Consider the following 18,048-nt stretch of genomic DNA (forward strand, 5'->3'; position numbering starts at 1 on the left):
TGGAGGGATCTGATTGACAGTAGAGGTTCATAAAAGCAACCTGGCAAAAATCCAAAAGAGGAAGCAGTTTCAACTCACCCTGTGCATGATTGTGGCCTTTCTTGTCATTTCGGTTCAGTCCGTTGTGGCTGCCGATGCGCTTTACAGAATGCTTCACGGTGAACAGACTGTCTTGCTGCTGGGAGAAATCACCGGCGCAGGGGAAACGCAACTGGATGTGAAAGTCATTCGCACCTTTCAGGGAAAAGCCTCAGCAGATACCATTCTGGTGGACAGGCATTTCACTTACTTCGGTATGACCTCAGAAAACGGAAGCCCCCAGGTGGGGGACTTTGCCATCATGTCACTGGACCGGGAAGGCGAAGCATACCGCCCCGCCTGGTATATGGCCAGGGCCGACAGTGGTCATTTTCGTACCCTGTCCCTGTACTATGAAGAAGAGACAGGCGGACGGGGGGATCTGGCCGCCCTGAAGTATTACGTGAACACCAACGGACGTCATAACGATTTCTATTTTGACGGCGAGCAGGTTTTCGCCCGGCGCAGCCTGCTGGAGGATGTGGATGTATCCGATGGCCCTGTCCCATGGGAGGAAGCAGCGCCACCGGCAGCAGAGGCGGTCAGTGATCCGGAGATGACGGACAGCGAAAAAAACGCCTCTGGCGGATTCACCTGGGGTGTCTTTTTTAGCGGTGTGATGGTGATCTTTTTCGTGCTGGTGATCTTTGTGCGGTTGCGCATGGTTTTTTTAACCCTGCGCCATCAAAAAAAGCAGTCGGGTCAATAGGAGTTCATTAAGAACAACCACCTAACCCTCAGCGCCTGCTGTTTGAGCGCAGTGAGTTCAGGTGCTGCTTTCGAGAATTTCGACTAAAAAAACACAAGACTGGAACCTGCTGGCCTGGCCAAGTTCCTTTGTCTTCAACATTTAACCGCCCAGGCGGTTTTTTTATTCGCACTGACCCATCTCCACTCGGCAGGTGAAGCAGCTGCCTTTGCCAGGCTGACTTTCAGCCTGAAGGTCTCCCTGCATCATGCGGGCCAGCTTGTGGGTGATGGAGAGTCCCAGACCAGTGCCGCCATATTGCCGGGTGGTGGCAGTGTCTGCCTGTTCGAAAGGATCAAACAGACGCTGCAGCTCTTGCGGGTTGATACCAATGCCTGTATCTGTCACCCGCAGCTCCAGGGTAAAGCGGCTGTTATTCAGCGGTGTTGCCTGCACATGAACCTGAACACTTCCTTCGTGGGTGAACTTCAGGGCATTGCTCAACAGATTATTCACAATCTGCTTCAGGCGCAGTGTGTCTGCCTCCAAGCATTCGGGAATATCTGGGCCAAGGGTTAGCGCAAGGGTCACCTTTTTTTCTGCGGCAGTGATCTGAAAGGGTGCCAGGGTGTCTTTCATAAAAGAAGGCAGATGAAAGGGGTGGGGGTCCAGCTGCAGCTTGCCCGCCTCCATTTTTGACAAGTCCAGCAGATCATTGATGAGATGAAGAAGTGATTCGGCTGAGGATTTCAGATGATAGACATACTCTGCTTCCACAGGGGGAAGATCGGCAAGGTCCAACAGTTGGGAAAAACCAATGATGCCATTGAGAGGTGACCGCAATTCGTGGCTCACATTGGCAAGAAAACGGCTTTTGGCCTGGCTGGCAGATTCAGCAGCTTCTTTGGCTTTCACCAGTGCTTCCTCTGCTTGACGACGCCAGGTAATATCCCGGGCGATGCCTGCATAGCGCACAATTGCATGGGCCTCATTGCGAACGGGAATGAAGCGTGAAAAAATCCACCTGATTTCGCCATTGGGGCGGCAGATGCGGTATTCACGCTCAAAAGGATGCTCCATTTGCCGATCGCTGCCAAGGGAAACCAGAGTCCGGTCATCTGGGTGAACGCTCTTTAAAAAGATGGCGGGATCAGCATACAGGGCGTCGCAACTCTGGCCCCAGACCTGTTCGAAAGAAGGGTTGACATAAAGCACTTTTGCTTCAGCAGCTGATTCCAGCCAAAAAACTTCGTCCATGTTTTCGGTGATTTGACGCAGCTTCTCTTCATTGTCCTGGGTTTGGGCCATGAGCCGGTCCCGTTCCATCACCAGGCGGTTGGCACTTAGTGCAATGGTTTTCAACTCCCGGTAGGGGATAGCAGCCACGTCGATTTGAACCGGCTGGGTGGCTGCTTGAGAAAAAAAGGCTGCAAATTCCTGAAGCAATTGGTCAATGTGGCGAAAATGGCGGTTGATGATCACGCCGGCAGCAGTGATCACTGCCAACACCACCAGCAGGACAGTCAGCAGGCTCTCCAGTAAGACCTGGGAAAAACGTTCCATGGTAAGGACGCCAAAGACATGTACATAGAGGCCGATGAAAAAAGCCAGCAATATGACAGTGAGCAGCAATGGAAGCAGAATGAACCAGCGCAGGATTGCTTGCCGCAGGCTTGAAGATGATTTCTTGGGCATGAAAATTCCCCGTTTCATGTATTGGTAAAAGATCACTCTTATTGTACATGAAGAAATGAACCTGGGCAATTGAGGGATGGGAAGACATGACGTTTTTAATGTGGCCGGGTATTCAGCGCAATCCGGTTCATCTGATAAGAATCAGATGACATGAGTGTTGAAAATAGGGTATGATGACAGTAGTTACAACAAGGGGAGGAATGGGCATGGGCAGTTGCGTGGCAGCCATCGGCGCTGCCAATATTGATCTGTTGGGATTTACCGACAAAACCCTTCGCATGCGGGATTCAAACCCGGGCCGCATCGAATCATGTCTGGGGGGCGTGGCCCGTAACATTTCAGAAAATCTGGTGCGTCTGGGGATCTCAACCAACCTCATCACAGCCATTGGAGATGATGCCGGCGGCACCCAGATCCGTGAATCCTGCCGGCAACTGGGAATCGATCTGACATGCAGTCTGGAGGTGGCAGATCATCCTTCTTCCACCTATATGGCCATGATGGATGAGCAGGGAGATATGGCCCTGGCTCTTTCAGATATGCGTATTTTGGACCGGCTGAAAGTGGACCATCTGAAAACCTGCGAACCGTTGCTGGAAAAAGCCGCTGTCATTGTGGCAGATGCCGGGCTGACAACCGAAACCATGGCATGGCTGGTGGGTCGGTGGCCTGAAAAACGCATTTATCTTGATCCCGTCTCCATCGGAAAATGCCGACGGATGGAAATGCTCACAGGCCAGTTCCATTGTATCAAAATGAATCGCCTGGAAGCGGGATACCTGGCAGGGATGACCATCAGCGGCAAGACTGATTTGGAAGAAGCATCCCGCCGCCTGCTGAACAAAGGTGTGAAAAAGTTGTTCATTACCCTGGGAGAGCAGGGGGTGTATTATGCTGATGAAGCACTGCAGGGCATGACACCCGCTATTCCCCTGCAGCCGGTAAATGCCACAGGTGCAGGGGATGCCTTTACGGCCGCCGTGGTTTATGGTGACCTTCAGGGCTGGTCCATGGCAGCCACTGCAAGATTTGCAGTGCGGGCGTCGGCAGTGGCCCTTTTAAGCAGGCACACCGTCAGCGAAGACATGTCTGTGGAGACAGTCAACGCCCTTAAAGACAAGCTGACAACGAAGGCCACATAAAGCAGCAGCCGATTGCATGAGGGGGAATTCAACTTCATGCAAGCCGGTGTGAAGGTAAAAAAATCCATGAAAGGCAGCTGACGCAACAGCTGTTTTCAGGAACGATCAAAGGAGATTGATGAAAATGGAATCGAATCAGCTATTAAAAGATCGGCTGGTCATTGCACCGGAAGTGAAAGAAGCGCTTCAGCAGGGCAAACCGGTGGTGGCTCTGGAGTCCACCATTATCACCCATGGCATGTCTTATCCCGAAAACATTGAAAGTGCGCAGACTTCTGAAACGATGATCCGTCAGGAAGGTGCTACGCCGGCCACCATCGCCGTTATTGGTGGAAAAATTCGTGTGGGACTGAACGCAGATGAACTGACCTATATGGGGAAAAACAGCAGTATTCGAAAAGTGAGCCGCCGGGACTTGCCCATGATTGTGGCCAAAGAACTGGATGGTGCCACCACTGTGGCCACCACCATGATCGGTGCCAGTCTGGCAGGCATTCGGGTATTTGCCACGGGGGGTATTGGCGGGGTTCACCGGGGAGCCTCGGAAACCTTTGATGTTTCTGCAGATCTGATGGAGCTGGCACAAACCCCGGTGGCAGTGGTTTGCGCCGGTGCCAAGTCAATCCTGGATATCGGACTCACCCTTGAAGTGCTGGAAACTCACGGTGTGCCGGTGGTTGGCTATCAAACCCAAGCATTTCCAGGATTTTATGTGCGGGACAGCGGCTATGGAGTGGACGACTGTGTCGAGGATGTGAAGGAAATCGCCCGGGCCATGCAGCTGAAATGGCGGTTGGGCTTAAAGGGTGGGATGGTGGTGGCCAACCCCATTCCAGAAGCATATGAAATGGATCCGGTGCTCATCGGCAAGAGTATCGACGAAGCAGTTGAAGCTGCTGAGGCACAGGGTGTTCGGGGAAAAGAAATCACGCCTTTCATTCTCGCCTGGCTGCACAGGGCAACTGAAGGTAAAAGTCTGGCAGCAAACAAGCAGCTGGTGTATCATAATGCCCGGGTGGCGGCTCACCTGGCAGCGGCCTATGCGTCACTGGAGACGCAGGCTGCCGAATAAAGCAACCAGTATGCAGAGAGCCCATTAAAATGAGCGGAAATTCACAATTGTTGGACGAAAACCTTTACAAAAGGAACAAACCCATGGTATAATGTTGACATAAGATAGGACTCCGGCACCAATTATAAAAAGTTGGAGTTGAGTTCAATAGTCTGAAAATGGCAAAACCGTCCGAAAGGCGGTGACGCAAAGCCACGAGTCTACGTTCCCAGCCAATGAACCAGGGGAGGGGAATATGATCGTCGGGTTGCCTGGGACTGGTGGCAGTGCCACCAATGATATGAGTCACATCCGGCGACCCGTTTTCACTACGGGTCGCTTTTTGCACATCTCCAGGGAAAACCTTTGCATATACTTCATTGACAGATGCTGGTTCTGATACCATCAAAGATGAGATAAGGAGAACTGGATCATGGGAACACGGATATTGAAAACAGCTGCGTGTGATGAGAATATGTGCTTAGCCGAACACTTGATGAACCCTTTTGGCGTGGTGATTGTGCCGGCAGGAACGCATCTGACACCGGGATTAAAAATAACACTGGCAGCAATGGGGATTGACAGAATTCCCGTTCGCGAAATGGACAGCAGGGAGAGCTCATGGAGGAGGAACAATGCATGAAAAAAGAACGGATTCCCATTGACAAATGTGACGGCAGCATGGTTTTATCAGAAGATCTTTATAATGATGTGGGTTTACTCTTATTAACCAAAGGCACCCGGTTAACCCAGGACAAAGTTTCAGTGCTGGTACGTCGGGGGGTTACCTGCGTGCCGGTGGAAGTGGAACAACTTGAATCGATGCAAATCGGGGCACAATGACTCGGGCTGAGGCTGTTTTCTGCAAAAATAACCACATTGCGTCAAAAGCACCTTAAAAAAAAGAATGAAAGAATCGTCAGGATTAACCGTTTTCGGATTATTCCTGTTTTTTTTGCCTTTTTCCTTGCAATACAAACGTTTTCAGGGCAATATTGAAATGAAAACGTTTTCTTCTATTGAAATATCATGTGAAGATGTGTATAATTTTAAACAAGAATCTTTCGAATATTTCGCAACGGTGGTGAAGCAAATGAACTCCTATCCAAAAGAGACGGTCTACTTCATTTCTTACGCCAAACTGCCGGGCGAAATTCCGGCGGCAACCATGCATCGTGTGGTGGGGATTGGACTCATTATCCACCAGGAAACCGGTGAAATTCTGGATGTTTCCTGCACGCTGCTCACCCGGGAAGCCCGAGAGTTTCTGAAAGCAGTGCTGCAGGGCCATAATGTCCACGAAGAGGAATCAGAGGCCATTGTGGAGCTGATACGAAGCCGTTACCATGGGTTGGCTCAAAAAGCTGTCTGTGTGGCCGTCAAAGGCTCCATTGAGCGGTACTTTCAGTGGAAAAACTCCGGGCAGTCCACAGAACCGGTATTAAACGACAAAGAATCCTGAAATAAGAACTGAATAAGATCGCCTGATCTGCTGCTTTACTGACATCCATGATGATCACCCCATCATGGAAAAGTGAGTGAAATCCAGTAATACAGGATCTGGTTTACGCTGTTGTCACCCTATTCAATGGGCAGCAGCCACCAGAACCTGTTCTGCTGGATTTTTTGTCGTCTTTATGAACCTTTTTCATGGTTAGACGAAGCATCAGAAAGGGGGAAAATGCATGAGTCAGAACAAAGCGCCAAAGAACCATGTGTTTTATCGAAACCAGAACTGGAAGTATCCCCGAATTGAACGGGGAGAAGGTGTATACCTTGTGGGTGAGGATGGCAGGCGGTACATTGATGCCTGTTCAGGATCTGCCGTCGCCAATATTGGCCACGGCAACAAAGAAGTGGCAGCCTTCGCCAAAGAACAAATGGAGCGGGTGGCCTTTACTCATCTGTCCCGGTGGACGGTGGACACCATTGAAAAATGCGCTGAAAAAGTGTGCCAATGGACGCCGGGAGATTTGAACCACGTCTATTTTGTCTCCGGCGGTTCGGAATCGACAGAAACCGCCATTAAAATGGCCCGCCAGTACTTTGTGGAGCGGGATGGTAAAGACAGTCCCAAATGGAAGGTGATCACCAAATGGAACTCCTTCCATGGCAATACCCTTGGCGCCCTTTCCATGACCGGTATTCCGGGACGCCGGCAGATTTATGAGCCCATGCTCATTGATTTTCCCAAGATCCCTCAGTTTTACCATTACCGCAATCCCTGGAATGCAGCCACCCTGGAAGAAACCAGCCGGCTGGCAGCCCAGGCGCTGGAAACAGAAATTCTGAAGCAGGGTGCGGCATCTGTTGCTGCCTTTATTACAGAACCTGTGGTGGGGTCGGCCATACCGGGAGTTCATCCTGACAAAATCTATTTTGATATGGTACGTGAGATCTGCACCAAATACGATGTGCTGCTGATTATGGATGAGGTCATGGCGGGATTTGGCCGTACGGGTAAACATTTTGCCTCCGACCACTACCAGGTGGTGCCTGACATCATCACCTGTGCCAAAGGCATGAGCTCAGGCTATACACCCATTGGAGCCGCCGTCTGCAACGAAGAAATATTTGACACCATCATGGTAAAAGGTTCCGGTAATTTTATTCACGGCCATACCTACGCCAGCAATCCCCTTTCCTGCGGCATTGCCTGGAAGGTACTGGAGATTATTGAACGGGAAGGCTACGTGGCCAATGCCGACCTTCAGGGCGCATACTTTGGGAAACGCCTCGAAGAGCTGTACCGGTATCCCATTGTGGGAGATATTCGGGGCAAAGGCCTGATGATGGGAATTGAATTTGTGAAAGAAAAAACAAGCAAAGAACCCTTCGACACTGCAGTCAATTGCAAAGGTAAGTTCACGATCAATTGCCTGGATGCGGGACTGGTTCCCTATCCTGGTGGTGGATCGGTGGATGGCAGCCGGGGAGACGATACCCTGCTGGCACCACCCATTACCATCACCAGGGAAGAGGTGGATGAATTGATGGAAGGTCTGCACACAGCCATTGCCAAAACCTGTGAGGAACTCCTCTAATGGGAGACGGTCATCAGGGAATAAGGTCAAGGGTTGATGGCCGGTCGGTTCATCATCGCCAGTCAGTCTGCGCACAAAGCACGTCAGTTGAAGCGAGTGAACCGACAATTGAAGCGAGTGAATGGAGGAGAATTCTGAATGGATAAATTGATTATCACCATTGCCCCCACAGGGAATGTGCCAACAAAAGAGCTGAATCCCACCACACCGGTGACACCGGCTGAAATAGTGGCAGATCTGAAGGTGTGCGAAGCCATGGGAGCCGCCATAGCCCACATTCATGTGAGAGACGAAGAGCAGCGACCCACCTGCGACCGGTCGATTTTCGGGGAAGTACTGGACATCATGGAGAAAGAAGGCGTCTCCCTCATTCGGCAGGTATCCACAGGAGCCAGAGGCGGTGGCAACACAGCCCAGTGGCGCAGCCAGATGCTGGACCTGAATGTGGAAATGGCCAGTCTCTCCACCGGCTCATCCAACTTTCCCAATGGGGTGAATGCCAACCCGCCGGACCTCATTGAGCATCTCATCAACAAAATGACAGCACACCATGTGAAACCGGAAATTGAGGCCTTTGATGTGGCCATGATTGATAACGCCAAGTTTTTGATGAAAAAAGGGGTTCTGAAGGCCCCGCTCCATTTCAATCTGGTGATGAATGTTCCTGGTTCCATTGCGGGAACCCCCAAAAATCTCATGCATATGATTGAAAGCCTTCCCCAGGGGTCCACCTTCAGTGTCATGGGAGTGGGAAGAGCTCAGGTGCAGATGCTGGCCCTATCCATTGCCATGGGAGGCCACGTGCGCACTGGTCTCGAAGATGTGCTGGTCATGCCGGATAAAACACCGGCCAGTAACCGGCTGTTGATGCAGCAGGTGCTGAACATCGCCAAATCCATGGGAAGAGAAATTGCCACGCCGGACGAAGCCCGACAGATACTGGGTTTGATCTGATTAACCAGGCAATCCAACGGCAGTCCATAAGATTCAACGTGGATCGAAGACTTCTGGACGGTGTTAAACAGCTGTCTGAGAAGTCATGATCATAGAAAGGCGGCTGGAAAACAAACAGTCAAGAAAATGAAAAGGGGGATTTTATGAAAAAGCGACATGTAAGTTTGTTATTGACCCTGGTATTGGTACTCAGCCTGATGTTGGCGGGTTGTGGCGGCGGTGGGGCTTCTGAGCCGGCACCCGCACCTGAAAATGGGGAAGAAGCTGCGGCTCCGGCACCAGCAGCTTCTGCAGGATCTCAGGAACTTCTCTTTGCCACCGGCGGAACAGCAGGTACCTACTACCCACTGGGCGGTGCCATTGCAGCCATGTGGAACGACAACATTGACAATGTGAACGTCACCATTCAGCCTTCCGGAGCCTCCGTGGAAAATCTGCGGCTGCTAAATACCAGGGATGCGGATATTGTGTTGGCCATGAACAACATTGCTGAAGATGCCTGGTTGGGACAGGGTTCTTTTGACGGAACCGCTGTTCAGGGATTCCGGGCTGTGGGCGTTGTCTATCCTGAAATCATTCAGGGTGTCGGCCTGGTGGAGAGCGGTGTGCTCACCATGCGCGATCAAATTGGCAAAACCGTGGCAGGCGGCCCTCCAGGAAGCGGAACCGCTGCCACCACACCCCATATTTTCGCAGCTTATGGCATTGGTGAAGGTGAAATGACTGTTGTGAACGACACCTTTGGTGATGCGGTTGATAAAATGAAAGACGGCCATGTGGATGCGGCCTGGAACGTTCTTGGCGCGCCGGCTTCAGCCATTGTTGACCTGCTGACGGTTCGGGAAGTGGCCTTCCTGGAAATCACCGGTGACGAACTGGAAGCTTTGCAGGATTCCTTCCCCCTTATTGCACCCTGGGTGATTCCCGCCGGTACTTACAGCTATCGGGGCACCGACTATCCTGACATTCACACCATCGCCCTGCAGGCAGTTCTCTACGTGCGGGATGACATGGATGAAGAAACGGTTTATAATCTGGTCAAAAACATGTACGAAGAGACAGATGCCATCACCCGTTCTCACCAGACCGGCAGCCAGATTTTGCTGGAGAATGCCCTGAACGGGATTACCACAGACTTTCATCCCGGTGCTGTACGCTACTATGAAGAGCAGGGTATGATGTAACGGGAAAACAGCTTTGATGCAGTCTGGCAGATCAGACTCTTAAGACTTTAGACTTTTCCGGGCGGCAGCACCGCCCGGAGGTCTTTTCATGAATTTCCACTTTAGTTGAGGCGAAAGGGTGTCTATGAGAAGGGACCATTGATCTCAATGAGCAACCTGAAGACATACAACGAAAGACAGCGGCAGGCAATGCAGCTGAAGCCGCGGTGGCTGCTGATTGCAGGGCTGATGTTCATCATGCTGCTGCTTCGCCTGAAGCCGGTGGCGGTGCTGCAGATTTATGAAGAAGAGCGGCAACCATCATCCATCACACGTTTGGCACAGTATCCCATTGAAAAGGGTGAAACCTTTACCATTATTTGGACTCATTCCGTCACCCGACAGCCGGTGACAGAAGTCTACCGGCTCAATGACGATCTGACCATTGGCATTGAGGAAATGCTTTTTAACGAGCATGGCCCCAACCTGCCATCCGGGCCGGAAGGCAGCACTTTGTGGGAAATCAAGAACGGCATGTTTCGAGTTTATAATTATGACATGGTCTTTGAAGCGTTACCGGTGCGCATCGGCCAAATGGTGGCCGATCATACACTGGTGATTCGTCACAAGACCATCCCCCTTCAGGAACTGTCGCGTCCGGGAGGCTTCATCACCATTCATCCGCGACAGACCAATGCATTACAGTACTTGTTTGAGGAGGGAAGACTGTGGCTGATAACGAAAATAAGCAAGGAACCCGCATAGAGGAATCCCAGACAGAAGAACCAACGGTGGAAACTCTCATTGCGGGAGGAATAGACGAAGCCAAGCAGGAAGAAATCAAGGCAAAGTTCGACCGGGAGTTTGCCTACCGCCGTCTCGCCGGCATTCTCAGCAAGATCATCACCGTGGTGGCCATCGCCTGGTCCTGTATTCAGTTGTACACAGCGGCCTTCGGAGTGTACCCCACCACCATTCAGCGGGGTCAGCACGTGGGGTTTGCCCTGTTTCTTGTATTTATTCTCTATCCCATGAGAAAAGCCATTAAGGGAAACAAGGTTCCCTGGTACGATTACATATTTGCCGCTGCGGGCGCCTATGTCGCCTTTTATCACATCCTGAACTACAGGGCGATTATTCATCGTGCAGGTGCCTATACCCAGCTGGACATCGTAGTCTCCATCGTCGCAGTGCTCTTGGTTCTTGAAGCCACCCGGCGAATCGCGGGACCAGTGCTGGTGACGGTTGCCTCTGTCTTTTTGCTCTACGCCTATCTGGGTCCCATGTTCCCCGGATTTTTATCCCACCGGGGTTACAGCATTCAACGAATTGCCACGTATATGTGGATGTCCACAGAAGCCATTTTAGGGATTCCCATCGGTGTGTCATCCACCTTTATCTTTCTCTTTCTGGTCTTTGCCACCTACTTGAAAAAAACAGGCATTGGCGACTGGCTGACTGATTTGGCCATGGGGGTTGCCGGTGGTTCCACGGGTGGCCCTGCGAAGGCGGCAGTCATTGCAAGTGCCAGTCAGGGAACCATCTCCGGCAGTTCGGTTGCCAATACTGTTGGTACCGGTTCTGTCACCATACCTCTCATGAAAAGTATTGGCTACCGGCCTGAATTTGCCGCCGCAACAGAAGCTGCCGCCTCCACTGGTGGTCAGCTGATGCCGCCGGTGATGGGAGCTGCTGCCTTCATCATGACAGAATTCACCGGCCTGCCCTATGTCACCATTGCCCTGTCCGCAGCTATTCCTGCATTTCTTTACTTTACCGGCGTGTTCATGATGGTTCACCAGGAAGCCAAAAAAACAGGTTTGAAGGGTCTTTCCCGGGATCAGCTTCCCAACCCCTTCCGTCTCATCAAAGAAAAATGGTTTCTGGCACTGCCCATCTTTGTCATTGTTTACCTGCTCGTATCGGGACGTACCCCCATGCGGGCGGCCCTCTTTGCCATTATTTCTGCCATTGCCGTCTCCTTTATTCGAAGAGATACCCGAATGAAGCTGATCGAAATTGTTGAAGGGCTGGAAGAAGGGGCCCGGTCTGCTTTGCCGGTGGTCATGGCCTGTGCCACTGCCGGAATCATTGTGGGCATTGTCACCCTCACTGGTCTGGGAGTCAAGTTTTCAACAGGAATACTGCTACTTTCCGGCGGAAACATCTATCTGGCCATGATGTTCACCATGTTTGCCTCCATTATTCTGGGCATGGGCATGCCCACCACCGCCAACTACATCGTTCAGGCCACCATTGCTGCACCGGTACTGGTGGAGCTGGGGATTCCGGTGATTGCCGCCCATCTCTTTGTGTTCTATTTTGGGATCATTGCCGATATCACACCTCCCGTGGCCCTGGCCGCCTTTGCCGGTTCAGGCATTGCCGGCTCCAATCCCTTTAAAACCGGCGTTGAAGCCTCCAAACTGGCCTTTGCCGCTTATCTCGTGCCTTACATGTTTGCCATGCATCCTGAGTTGGTACTGGTGGACTGGGCGCCCGTTTCCCTTGCCTTCTCCCTTGCCACTGCTCTTATCGGCATGTACGCCATTGCCATGGGTGTCAGCGGGTTTGCCAATGAACGCATTGGTCCATTGACTCGGCTGCTGCTGGCAGCCGGCGGCCTGATGCTCATTGATCCACGAATGGTCACCAACGTGGGAGGAATTGTGATTGTGGTGGTGGTGTATGGCCTGCTGTACCTGCGCAATAAAAAACGCAATGCAGCCGCCTCCGCTTCATCATGACGATCATCAGCGTCCACAAGTGCTTTCGACACTCAAAACAACTGTGAAGAGCAACACCTGGCAGCCTGTTACGGGCATTTGCCGGGTGTTTTTTTTAGAGAGATATTTTTTGATTTAAAGAGAACGATCACTGAGTCACCGCCAATGAGGTGCTAAAATAAGACACCATTAATGATTTGATGAAAATTATGACCAGATCTTAATAGTTGCTACTTTATTTTTACATTCAAATCTGATACAATGAACCTATCACGGCAACAGGCCGAAAAACGAATTGATGACAAGGAGACGATGACATGAAAATACCGCCACTGACCATTGGCGATCTGACAGTACCGGTACCCATTATTCAGGGAGGCATGGGCGTGGGGGTGTCTCTTTCAAGGCTGGCGGCAGCTGTGGCCAATGCTGGTGGTGTGGGTGTCATGGCTGGGGTTCAAATGGGCTTTGACGAGCCTGACTTTGCCACCAATACCCAGGCGGCCAATGAACGGGCCCTGCGGCGGCATATTCGCACCGCCAAAGAGTTAAGCCCCCAAGGGGTCATTGGCCTCAATGTGATGACAGCCATCAACCACTACAAAGAAACGGTGAAAGCTGCCGTGGAAGAAAAAATTGACCTGATTATTTCCGGTGCAGGGCTCCCTTCAGAGCTGCCTGGTCTTGTGAAAGGGTCGGCCACCAAAATCGCACCCATTGTATCTTCAGGTAAAGCCGCCGCCCTCATTGCCAAAATGTGGGACCGTAAGCATGGTGTTTCACCGGATCTGGTGATTGTGGAAGGGCCGGAAGCCGGCGGTCATCTTGGATTCTCCCGGGAGGAACTGACGCAGACCCCACCCATTAAGCTGGAAACCCTGGTGCGGGATGTACTGGAAGCCATGAAAGCCACCGAAGAAAAATACCGCAAAAAAATCCCGGTGATTGCCGCCGGCGGGATCTTCAACGGGGCTGATATTGCCCGGTTTCTGAACATGGGAGCTGCCGGTGTTCAAATGGGAACCCGCTTTGTGGCCACTGAAGAATGTGACGCCCACCTCAGCTTTAAGGAAGCCTACGTGAAGTCAGTAAAAGAAACCATCGACCTGGTGCTGAGTCCTGTGGGCATGCCGGGCCGGGCGGTGATCAACGCGTTTATGGAAAAAACGCGGCAAGTGCGGGTGCCGGCAGAGCGGTGTTCCAACTGCCTGAAACCCTGCAATCCTGCTGAAACCCCTTACTGCATTTCCGATGCGCTTATACGGGCAGTACAGGGAAACCTGGATGAAGGGTTGATCTTCACCGGCAGCAGTGCCTGGCGCATTGAAGGTATCACCACGGTGAAGGCATTGATGGAAACACTGGTTTCTGAAACTGAAGAGGCTTTGGCCACGGATGTAGGCGTAGGATAATGATAGCATAGGTGTTGAAGAACACAGAAAAAGGAGGCGGTCCCATGATTCTTGGAAAAACCCGTGAACAGTGGTTGGAAGCCCTTCCTCTATTAAAACCCCTTACAGAAGCGACGCCCCTTTGGTGGCTTAATCCCAACCGAATCCCCACCGCCAAAGCATTGCCGGATCTTCCGCTGCAAATGGCAGATATGATGGCAGCCTCCCGACGACTGGACCGCTTTGCGCCTTACCTGGCCCAGGTATTTCCAGAGCTGAAAGTTTCTGAAGGGATCATCGAATCACCGCTTCGCGCCATTCCCCGCATGCAGCAGGGGGGCGAAACATTTTTCATGGCATCATTGCCGGGGCAGCTGTGGCTGAAGCTGGACAGCCACCTGCCGGTTTCCGGCTCCATTAAAGCCAGGGGCGGTATCTATGAGGTGCTGGCCCATGCTGAAACCCTGGCTCTCCATGGGGGGCTGCTGCACCCTGATGACGATTACCGGGTGTTGGACACGCCCCCGGCCAGAGCGTTTTTTTCCCAGTACCGCATAGAGGTGGGTTCCACGGGAAATCTGGGTTTGAGTATCGGCCTCATGGGAGCCCGCATGGGCTTTCAGGTGACGGTTCACATGTCTCAGGATGCCCGGGAGTGGAAAAAAGACCTGTTGCGGGAGCGGGGTGTCACTGTGCGTGAATATGCCAGTGATTACAGCCTGGCGGTGGCCTCCGGCCGCCGTGAGTCGGCACTGAACCATGCCAGTTACTTTGTGGATGATGAAAATTCCCAGTCGTTGTTTTTGGGTTACGCGGTGGCAGCCCTGCGGCTGAAGGAACAGTTTCAAGAGGCAGGCATCGCCGTCAATGCTGACCATCCCCTCATGGTGTACCTGCCTTGCGGAGTGGGAGGCGGCCCGGGAGGAGTAGCCTTTGGACTGAAGATGGTTTTTGGGGATCATGTGCATTGTTTTTTTGCAGAACCCACTCATTCCCCGGCGGTGCTTCTGGGCCTGCTCACCGGGGCCCATGATGCCGTTTGTGTCCAGGATTTCGGACTGGATAACTGCACCGCCGCCGACGGTCTGGCGGTGGGATGTCCCTCCGGACTGGTGTGCACCATGATGAAACCACTGCTTGCAGGCGCTTACACCGTGACAGACGAGATGCTCTTTCAGTTGCTGGCTATGCTGGATGAAACAGAAGACCTTCAACTGGAACCGTCTGCTCTGGCGGGGATGCCCGGTCCCTTTCAACTGATGGGCTTGCCGGAAACCACCCAGTGGCTGGCTGAACAGAAGCTTCAGGAAAAAATGCACCAGGCCACCCATCTGGTATGGGCCACCGGCGGCAGTATGGTTCCGGCATCGGAAATGGCCGGCTACCTGGCAAAGGCTGCTGAACCGTCACCAGCCACATGAGAAACATCAACCACATTAAAAGTGCGTTAAATATAAAAGATCACTGAACAAAAACGCCCTGAACATCGGCTGCAAAACCGATCTTCAGGGCGTTTTCAATCAGAAATGCTACCGAGGAAATGGCGCGCTATTTTGGACTTGATTATCCCGCTAACTTTGACAGTGGAATAAAATGGGGTTATAATGAGAGTAACAATGATAAAGAGAAAAAATCTCTTAAGGAGGCATGCGTGATGCTTATAAGATTCAGCGTCGAGAACTTTAAATCCTTTAACGATAGGCAAGAGCTGGTGATGATTCCAGCTAAAAAACTTAAAACGAATAGAGAACATGTGATTGATTTGGACAAGGTGTCTGTGCTTCGAAACGCGACTATATATGGTGCAAACGCTTCAGGAAAAACGAACATAATTGATGCAATTCGATTTGCAAAGCACGTGATTACGAAAAAAATCCCTATGGAATCCAGTAAAATGTACTGTAGAATTTTCTCTGAAAATCAAGAAAAAGAAAGTAGATTTGAATTTGAAATTTTCAAAAATGGTAAATTTTATGCCTATGGCTTTAGTCTTTTAATGAGTGAGCAGATGATTAAATCAGAATGGCTCTATGAGCTTTTGCCGGGAAAGGACACTCAAAAAATGCTTTTTGAACGAGAAACCGATACCAACAGATTCGAACTTGGAGAAAATCTGATTCTCGATGAAATTGACGCTATGCGTTTTAAAACCTATAAGATAGACTTTGAAGACAATAAAACGGGTTTATTTATACAAGAAATGAACAGAAATAAAAAGATGAATAAAGAGTCTAAGCTGATCTTTTTCAGAGATGTTTTTGAATGGTTTGATGAGGATCTTGTAACGATAGTCCCTGACCAACCCATTACTCACTTTGAATATTTTTTTGGTGATAGTGGAGGTGATAGAATCAATGAAATAATTGAATTTTTTGACACGGGAATATCGAAAGTTAAAATTGAGGAAATATCAGTTTCCGACTTGAAAAGTAAAATACCTACGAAAATAGCTGAAGATGTTCTGAAATCCTTCAAAAACAAACTTGAAGAGTCTGAAGATAATATGGAAGTCATGACGTCTCTAAGAACCAATACAGCTTTCTATAACATAAAGGGCTCAAAGGGTGAAGACCCAGTCATTACGACGATCATGCTGGAGCATGGTAATGCTACTAGTGACTTTGAGTTCTCTGAAGAGTCTGATGGGACAAGAAGACTGTTTGACTTATTAGACATTTTAATCAGCAATGAAAAAAATAAGGTATATGTAATAGATGAGTTAGAACGAAGCCTACATCCAAAGCTGACGTATAAGTTCTTGGAACTCTTTTTTGAGCATCTTGAGGAGAATAACACGCAGCTTATTATTTCAACTCATGAATCTACCATTATGGATCAGGAGCTTTTAAGACGTGACGAAATCTGGTTTGTTGAGAGAAATAAAGACAATGTTTCACATCTTTATTCGTTGGATCGTTTTAAGGAGCGGTATGATAAAAAACTGAGCAAAGCGTACTTGGAAGGAAGATATGGTGCAGTGCCAGTGTTTAAGAACTTGTTTAACAAAGTGGGTGAATAAAAATGAGCCCACTGAGAGAATACAGGTCAATGACATCAAGATTTGAAGAAGAACTTGAAATTGAAGCACTAAGAAGATATTATGTTATATTCGAAGGTGCGAATACAGAGAGAAAGTATTTTCAAGGCATTAATAACAATCGAAAAGAGCTCGGAATTAACAGTCAAATCGAGCTGGTCATCCTTCACAAAGAAGGTGATATCAGCGGTTTCAGTCATCCTATAAAATTGCTGGAATTGATTGAAGACAAGAAAAAATTATTAAAACACGACGAAAAATTTGATAAAGGCATTGATAGATTTGTTATTGTGTTCGACCGAGATAGTTATAAAAGCGCGGAGCACTATGTTGATTTTATTGAAAAATCAAGCGTTGACAATATTCTGGTAGTGACCAGTCCGTGCTTTGAATTGTGGCTAATTTTGCATTATGAAGATGCCATTGAAAAGTATGTTGTACCCAATAAGGATAAACTATTTAAAAATGAGAAGATAAGTAGAGCACATTCTTTTACCAGCGACTTGTTTTCTGAAATCTCAGGATCCAATCCTAAATCGGGTTCTTTTTTCAATAAGTTAAAAGACGGTGTTGACCTTGCAATCATGCAAGAGAAGTCAATCGAGCAGGATATTTTAAATTTGGCAACAGAGATTGGATCGAATGTTGGTGTCTTTGCCTATGCTAATCTGATAGTGAGCCAAAAACAAGCTTTGTGCTGATGAAAAAGTGAGCCACTCTCCAAAATCACCAGATAAGTTGTGCTGATGAAAAAGTGAGCCACCTAATCCAAACTCCTATACAATTGAAAGTATCAAATCAATTGATTGGAGTGTGAAAGGTGTGATCGTGGACGTGGATCTGTATGGTCAAATCAGACATATGTTTACCCAAGAAGGTATGACACAACGAGCAATTTCCCGAACATTAGGCATCTCCAGAAATACAGTCAAGAAATACTGCGAAGGCAACTATGTCCCCTGGGAGCGCAAACCCTATGAACGAATATCATCCGTTGTGACGGAAGAAATCCGCGCTTTCATCCAAGAGTGCCTGGATCAGGATGAAGCGGAAGGTTTGAAAAAGCAAAGTCATACAGC

General features: G+C 49.9%; 16 protein-coding genes, 1 pseudogene and 1 riboswitch. Of the genes and pseudogenes, 16 read left to right on the forward strand and 1 reads right to left on the reverse strand.

Going from position 1 to position 18,048, the window contains the following annotated elements; genetic code table 11:
* The first annotated feature begins 13 nt into the window (after positions 1–13).
* Positions 14–787 carry a hypothetical protein gene (locus tag AAIG11_RS12035; RefSeq protein ID WP_343186487.1) on the forward strand — a complete coding sequence of 258 codons (774 nt, stop codon included), beginning with the start codon at positions 14–16 and terminating at the stop codon, positions 785–787.
* A 162-nt stretch (positions 788–949) separates the two neighbouring features.
* Here AAIG11_RS12035 and AAIG11_RS12040 read toward each other — a convergent pair whose 3' ends face one another.
* Positions 950–2,479, reverse strand: a complete 1,530-nt coding sequence (locus AAIG11_RS12040; RefSeq protein ID WP_343186488.1) for a PAS domain-containing sensor histidine kinase — start codon at positions 2,477–2,479, stop codon at positions 950–952.
* Positions 2,480–2,634: 155 nt separating this feature from the next.
* On the opposite strand from AAIG11_RS12040, the gene AAIG11_RS12045 reads away from it, so the two are divergent.
* The 15 genes and pseudogenes from AAIG11_RS12045 to AAIG11_RS12115 all read left to right on the forward strand — a co-directional run.
* On the forward strand, positions 2,635–3,603 hold the full coding sequence (locus tag AAIG11_RS12045) for a carbohydrate kinase family protein (protein WP_343186489.1): 969 nt from the start codon (positions 2,635–2,637) through the stop codon (positions 3,601–3,603).
* A 124-nt stretch (positions 3,604–3,727) separates the two neighbouring features.
* The gene (locus tag AAIG11_RS12050) at positions 3,728–4,675 is read left to right on the forward strand and encodes a pseudouridine-5'-phosphate glycosidase (RefSeq protein ID WP_343186490.1); all 948 of its coding nucleotides are present in this window, start codon (positions 3,728–3,730) and stop codon (positions 4,673–4,675) included.
* 150 nt (positions 4,676–4,825) lie between these two features.
* Positions 4,826–4,930, forward strand: a riboswitch (cyclic di-GMP riboswitch).
* Positions 4,931–5,087: 157 nt separating this feature from the next.
* Positions 5,088–5,297 carry a hypothetical protein gene (locus AAIG11_RS12055; RefSeq protein WP_343186491.1) on the forward strand — a complete coding sequence of 70 codons (210 nt, stop codon included), beginning with the start codon at positions 5,088–5,090 and terminating at the stop codon, positions 5,295–5,297.
* Positions 5,294–5,497 carry a hypothetical protein gene (locus AAIG11_RS12060; protein ID WP_343186492.1) on the forward strand — a complete coding sequence of 68 codons (204 nt, stop codon included), beginning with the start codon at positions 5,294–5,296 and terminating at the stop codon, positions 5,495–5,497. Before AAIG11_RS12055 ends, AAIG11_RS12060 begins: the two co-directional genes overlap by 4 nt.
* 157 nt (positions 5,498–5,654) lie before the next feature.
* Positions 5,655–6,116 carry a DUF3870 domain-containing protein gene (locus AAIG11_RS12065; protein ID WP_343186493.1) on the forward strand — a complete coding sequence of 154 codons (462 nt, stop codon included), beginning with the start codon at positions 5,655–5,657 and terminating at the stop codon, positions 6,114–6,116.
* Positions 6,117–6,339: 223 nt separating this feature from the next.
* Positions 6,340–7,698, forward strand: coding sequence for an aminotransferase family protein (locus AAIG11_RS12070; RefSeq protein ID WP_343186494.1), 1,359 nt, complete (start codon positions 6,340–6,342; stop codon positions 7,696–7,698).
* Between the two features lie 138 nt (positions 7,699–7,836).
* A complete protein-coding gene (locus AAIG11_RS12075) occupies positions 7,837–8,652 on the forward strand; it encodes a beta-keto acid cleavage family enzyme (protein WP_343186495.1) in 816 nt (271 codons plus the stop codon).
* A gap of 143 nt (positions 8,653–8,795) precedes the next feature.
* Positions 8,796–9,836, forward strand: a complete 1,041-nt coding sequence (locus AAIG11_RS12080) for a TAXI family TRAP transporter solute-binding subunit (RefSeq protein ID WP_343186496.1) — start codon at positions 8,796–8,798, stop codon at positions 9,834–9,836.
* A 147-nt stretch (positions 9,837–9,983) separates the two neighbouring features.
* The gene (locus AAIG11_RS12085; RefSeq protein WP_343186497.1) at positions 9,984–10,580 is read left to right on the forward strand and encodes a DUF1850 domain-containing protein; all 597 of its coding nucleotides are present in this window, start codon (positions 9,984–9,986) and stop codon (positions 10,578–10,580) included.
* Entirely contained in the window at positions 10,544–12,562 is a 2,019-nt protein-coding gene (locus AAIG11_RS12090; protein WP_343186498.1) for a TRAP transporter permease, read from the forward strand. The genes AAIG11_RS12085 and AAIG11_RS12090 overlap by 37 nt, the downstream gene beginning before the upstream one ends.
* A 296-nt stretch (positions 12,563–12,858) precedes the next feature.
* Positions 12,859–13,953, forward strand: a complete 1,095-nt coding sequence (locus AAIG11_RS12095; protein WP_343186499.1) for an NAD(P)H-dependent flavin oxidoreductase — start codon at positions 12,859–12,861, stop codon at positions 13,951–13,953.
* A gap of 47 nt (positions 13,954–14,000) precedes the next feature.
* Positions 14,001–15,353 carry a D-serine ammonia-lyase gene (gene dsdA, locus AAIG11_RS12100; protein ID WP_425499422.1) on the forward strand — a complete coding sequence of 451 codons (1,353 nt, stop codon included), beginning with the start codon at positions 14,001–14,003 and terminating at the stop codon, positions 15,351–15,353.
* 119 nt (positions 15,354–15,472) lie between these two features.
* Complete coding sequence (locus AAIG11_RS12105; RefSeq protein ID WP_343186501.1) at positions 15,473–16,951, forward strand: AAA family ATPase; 1,479 nt, start codon at positions 15,473–15,475, stop codon at positions 16,949–16,951.
* Positions 16,952–16,953: 2 nt separating this feature from the next.
* A complete protein-coding gene (locus AAIG11_RS12110) occupies positions 16,954–17,670 on the forward strand; it encodes an RloB family protein (protein ID WP_343186502.1) in 717 nt (238 codons plus the stop codon).
* A 160-nt stretch (positions 17,671–17,830) separates the two neighbouring features.
* A pseudogene (locus AAIG11_RS12115) lies at positions 17,831–18,048 on the forward strand (IS21 family transposase); the annotation flags it as partial.

Origin of the sequence: Anoxynatronum sibiricum (assembly GCF_039414295.1) — a bacterium.
GTDB lineage: Bacteria > Bacillota > Clostridia > Peptostreptococcales > Tindalliaceae > Anoxynatronum > Anoxynatronum sibiricum.

Excerpts from the sequence above, each read along its gene's own strand:
- AAIG11_RS12080 (WP_343186496.1), top strand. The coding sequence starts at position 8,796 with ATGAAAAAGCGACATGTAAGTTTGTTATTGACCCTGGTATTGGTACTC.
- AAIG11_RS12060 (WP_343186492.1), top strand. The coding sequence starts at position 5,294 with ATGAAAAAAGAACGGATTCCCATTGACAAATGTGACGGCAGCATGGTT.
- AAIG11_RS12105 (WP_343186501.1), top strand. The coding sequence starts at position 15,473 with ATGGCGCGCTATTTTGGACTTGATTATCCCGCTAACTTTGACAGTGGA.
- AAIG11_RS12070 (WP_343186494.1), top strand. The coding sequence starts at position 6,340 with ATGAGTCAGAACAAAGCGCCAAAGAACCATGTGTTTTATCGAAACCAG.
- AAIG11_RS12095 (WP_343186499.1), top strand. The coding sequence starts at position 12,859 with ATGAAAATACCGCCACTGACCATTGGCGATCTGACAGTACCGGTACCC.
- AAIG11_RS12055 (WP_343186491.1), top strand. The coding sequence starts at position 5,088 with ATGGGAACACGGATATTGAAAACAGCTGCGTGTGATGAGAATATGTGC.
- AAIG11_RS12065 (WP_343186493.1), top strand. The coding sequence starts at position 5,655 with ATGAAAACGTTTTCTTCTATTGAAATATCATGTGAAGATGTGTATAAT.
- AAIG11_RS12040 (WP_343186488.1), bottom strand. The coding sequence starts at position 2,479 with ATGAAACGGGGAATTTTCATGCCCAAGAAATCATCTTCAAGCCTGCGG.
- AAIG11_RS12045 (WP_343186489.1), top strand. The coding sequence starts at position 2,635 with ATGACAGTAGTTACAACAAGGGGAGGAATGGGCATGGGCAGTTGCGTG.
- AAIG11_RS12110 (WP_343186502.1), top strand. The coding sequence starts at position 16,954 with ATGAGCCCACTGAGAGAATACAGGTCAATGACATCAAGATTTGAAGAA.
- AAIG11_RS12075 (WP_343186495.1), top strand. The coding sequence starts at position 7,837 with ATGGATAAATTGATTATCACCATTGCCCCCACAGGGAATGTGCCAACA.
- AAIG11_RS12050 (WP_343186490.1), top strand. The coding sequence starts at position 3,728 with ATGGAATCGAATCAGCTATTAAAAGATCGGCTGGTCATTGCACCGGAA.
- AAIG11_RS12085 (WP_343186497.1), top strand. The coding sequence starts at position 9,984 with ATGAGCAACCTGAAGACATACAACGAAAGACAGCGGCAGGCAATGCAG.